Consider the following 3,948-nt stretch of genomic DNA (forward strand, 5'->3'; position numbering starts at 1 on the left):
GGTTAGTAGACAGTTATGCAAAGTGTCATAAAGTCTAGTAAAGTCTTTTCATAATTGTTAGAATAGAGACATGACACTAGTACCACGACCTAAGGCGGTCGAACTTACGGGACTCTCTCAAACCACTTTGAGGAAATATGCAGACAATGGCATCATCAAATGCGAACGAACCCCAAGCGGGTACAGAATGTTCGATACAGTTAGTCTTGCCACTTTGGGGAAACGAAAAGCTCCCGAGCCAGTCACAATTTGTTACTGCCGAGTCAGTAGCAGCAAGCAATTTGACGATCTCGCCAGGCAAGTCGCATACATGCATTCCATGTTCCCAGAAGCGGAAATCATCAAGGATATCGGTTCAGGACTCAACTACAAAAGGAAAGGGCTTAGAACCATACTGGAACGACTTATGCAAGGATGTCAGCTCACTATTGTTGTTGCCTGTAGAGACAGACTCACTCGATTCGGGTTTGAACTGTTTGAATACCTGGCAGAGCTCAACGGTGGCAAAATCCTGGTTCTCGACCAGCCTGAAAGCTGTCGAGGATCCGAACTCACAGCGGATCTTCTCTGAATCATTCACGTCTTCTCTTGTCGGGTTCACGGACTCCGAAAGTACGGGGCAAAAATCAAAAAAGATTCGGATATTCCTCAATGCTGAACAACGTTCCATTATTCGTAAATGGTTTGGAGTGTCCCGTTATGTATTCAATAAAACCGTCAAGATACTCCAAAATGGCGAAATAAAAGCTAATTGGAAAGCTATCAAAACTGGGATATTAAATGACCTTCCCGAGTGGTGTAAAGCAGTGCCTTATCAAATTAAATCCATAGGGATTAAGGATGCTTGCACCGCTGTCAGGGAATCCAAGAAAAAGTACAAAAAGACTGGGCAAATTAATCGGGTTAGGTTTAGGTCTCGAAAAAATCCTGTTCAGTCTTGCTACATCCCAAAGTCAGCGGTCTCGGAGAAGGGGGTTTATCACACAAAATTAGGGACTTTAACCTTTTCCGAATCTTTGCCTGATAACAGGGGAGATTGTCGATTAACCAGCACGAATGGGGACTACTATTTAACAGTCCCTCATCAAACTACTCAAACGAAAGCCGATAACCAAGGTAGAGTGGTAGCGATAGACCCCGGTGTTAGAACATTTCTGACGTTTTTTAGCGAAAATTCTGTAGGAAAGATTGGTCACGGAGATTTTTCCAGAATTCAGAGACTTTGTACTCATCTTGATAATTTACTGTCAAAAATTAGCAAGGCGTCTAGGAATCAGAAGCGACGAATGAGGAAAGCTGCTAGGCGAATTATCATTAGAATTCAAAATCTAATAAACGAACTCCATCACAAAGCTGCTCGATTCTTAGTTGACCACTTTGATGTGATATTACTTCCAACTTTTGAGACGTCTGAAATGTCAAAAAAAGGAAAAAGAAAAATCCGGTCAAAAACTGTACGGAATTTGCTCACATTTTCCCATTTTAGGTTTAAAGAGTTTTTAAAGCATAAAGCTTCGGAAACCGGCAAAATAGTAGTGGATGTTTGTGAAGCCTATACGAGTAAGACAGTTAGCTGGACTGGAGGTGCGGCTCGTTCTTACTAGGAGCCTCTAGAAACTAGAGGGGTATGAGTAAGGGGAATCGTGAGGGTAACACCCTCAAAAGATTTCTAACTATCTATTGGATGGCGGTGAAAACCCGCCCCTTGAAGAGATAAGTGACTCCCTATCTGGCCACACCGAGCAGGGCGACATCCCTACAGAGTGAAGCTGGCACCAGGGCGCAATCAGTTGAAAAGAAGCAGGTAACAACACTGGCGCTAAAGGGGAGGTGACATGGTTAAACAAGTCCTAGAAAAATGTCCTACCAGCCTACCATAACCTGAAAAACCAATATGGAATGTATCCTCTACTCTCACAGCGTCTTCTCCAGAATAGCTGTAATCTCCGAGAGGAGGATGGGCAAATTGGACTGACCTAAATCACCACAACAATCTAATAGATGGAACGAGTAAAAACGGCAGCAACACGAGGTCTAAGGAACGGTCGAAACCCTAGTAAGTTATGTCAAACTTAATCCCTCCTGCCGGGTAGGATGTGACCGAAAACTGGTCACGGGTATCAAGTATATAGACTTTGGAGAAGAGCATGGGTAGACACAGCAAAAAAGCTAGTGACCTTTGGAAAGGGCAACAGTGGAAGAAACTTCGCCAAAACCTTTTTCGCCTACAAAGACGTTTATATAAAGCAGTTCAAGCTGGAAACCTGAGAAAAGCCAGGTCTCTACAGAAACTGATAATGAAATCCCGCTCAGCACAACTACTGGCCATCCGTCAAGTAACACAGCTCAACAAGGGTAAGAAAACCCCCGGCATTGATGGTAAGTCATCCCTCACATACCGGCAGAGATTAGAGCTACTTGAGCTATTGAACCAATATGGCTCCGACTGGAAACATACTGGACTACGGGAAGTCCCGATAGCCAAGAAGAACGGGAAAACGCGAATGCTGAAAATCCCGACAATCGCTGATAGAGCATGGCAATGTCTAGTGAAATACGCCCTAGAACCTGCACACGAAGCTACCTTTCACGCCCGGAGTTACGGGTTTAGGACTGGACGAAGTGCGCACGATGCCCAAAAACACGTGTTCAATAACCTGAACTCAAGTTGCAACGGCATCACAAAAAGGGTCATAGAACTAGACATCAAAAAGTGTTTTGACCGCATATCACACAGCTCCATAATGGATAGACTGTTAGCACCGGCATCCATAAAACAGGGGATTTTTAGATGTTTAAAAGCGGGCGTCAGTCCGGAATTCACGGAGCAAGGAACACCCCAAGGAGGTGTGGTCAGCCCACTCTTAGCCAACGTGGCACTAAATGGAATTGAAAGCCTACACCAATCAATCCGCTACGCGGATGACATGGTAATATTCCTGAAACCTAACGAAGACGCTCAAAAGGTGTTAAAAAAGGTCAAGGAATTCTTAACTGAACGCGGAATGGAAATCAGCGAAGAAAAGACCAAAATAACTCACTCGACAGACGGTTTTGACTTCCTGGGCTGGAACTTCCGAGTCCAGAAAAATGGAAAGTTCCGAAGTATTCCCTCAGCGGAAAACCTAAGAACCATCAAAAAGAAGATTAAAGCCGTGGCCAACAGCTCGAACTATGGTGCAAAAATAAAGGCTGAAAAATTAGCTCCCATAATAAGGGGCTGGAGAAATTACCACCGGAATTGCAAGATGGACGGCTCCCGAAACTCTCTGTGGTTCACTGCAAAGAGAACAGAAGAGAAATTCAGAAAAGAGAAGAAAATCAATCGATACGAATCCGAAAGATTAGTAAAGAAAGCATTCCCGGCGGTGAAATATAAGGAAAACAAGCATATTAAAGTCAGGGGCACCAAGTCCCCCTATGACGGAGACTTGGTGTACTGGAGCCAAAGGAACTCTGGACTCTACGATAATGCTACTTCCAAAGCCTTGAAGAAGCAAAACCATTGCTGTGGACATTGTGGTCACAAGTTAATAGGCAACGAATCTGTACACCTTCATCACCTAGATGGAAACCACGACAATTGGAAACCAAAGAATTTAATGGCGGTTCACCAGAGCTGCCACCAATACATACACAGCAGCCAAAAAGATACTTAGGAGCCGTATGCAACGAAAGTCGCACGTACGGATTTGTAGGAGAGATGCTCCCCTTAATAGGGGACATCGACTCTAACAAATAGTTAACATCGGAGGCAGTAAGACTATTAGGTCTTTGATTGATGGCCGAGTAATGGATTGACCTTTGGTCACGCTTCGCGAACGCGACATCAATGGCGCTCGCGGGATATTCCTAAGAGCTTTGGTAGATACACCCTGGCTGAGTAATCAGCTTGCATTGGTGAGCTAAGGTCTGCTTTGGTAGACTTTAGTAGCCAAAAAGTATCGG

At 44.3% G+C, this 3,948-nt stretch carries 3 protein-coding genes; all 3 read left to right on the forward strand.

Features of this window, described 5'->3' with window-relative positions; translation table 11 throughout:
• Positions 1-70: 70 nt before the first annotated feature.
• The 3 genes from F6K64_RS37840 to F6K64_RS37850 all read left to right on the forward strand — a co-directional run bounded on the left by F6K64_RS37840 (position 71) and on the right by F6K64_RS37850 (position 3,659).
• Positions 71-571, forward strand: coding sequence for an IS607 family transposase (locus F6K64_RS37840; RefSeq protein ID WP_008184766.1), 501 nt, complete (start codon positions 71-73; stop codon positions 569-571).
• Entirely contained in the window at positions 501-1,604 is a 1,104-nt protein-coding gene (locus F6K64_RS37845; RefSeq protein ID WP_081473251.1) for an RNA-guided endonuclease TnpB family protein, read from the forward strand. The genes F6K64_RS37840 and F6K64_RS37845 overlap by 71 nt, the downstream gene beginning before the upstream one ends.
• Before the next feature lie 543 nt (positions 1,605-2,147).
• Positions 2,148-3,659 carry a reverse transcriptase domain-containing protein gene (locus F6K64_RS37850; protein WP_009148815.1) on the forward strand — a complete coding sequence of 504 codons (1,512 nt, stop codon included), beginning with the start codon at positions 2,148-2,150 and terminating at the stop codon, positions 3,657-3,659.
• Positions 3,660-3,948 lie beyond the last annotated feature (289 nt).

This window comes from Moorena sp. SIO3A2, from assembly GCF_010672265.1.
GTDB lineage: Bacteria > Cyanobacteriota > Cyanobacteriia > Cyanobacteriales > Coleofasciculaceae > Moorena > Moorena producens.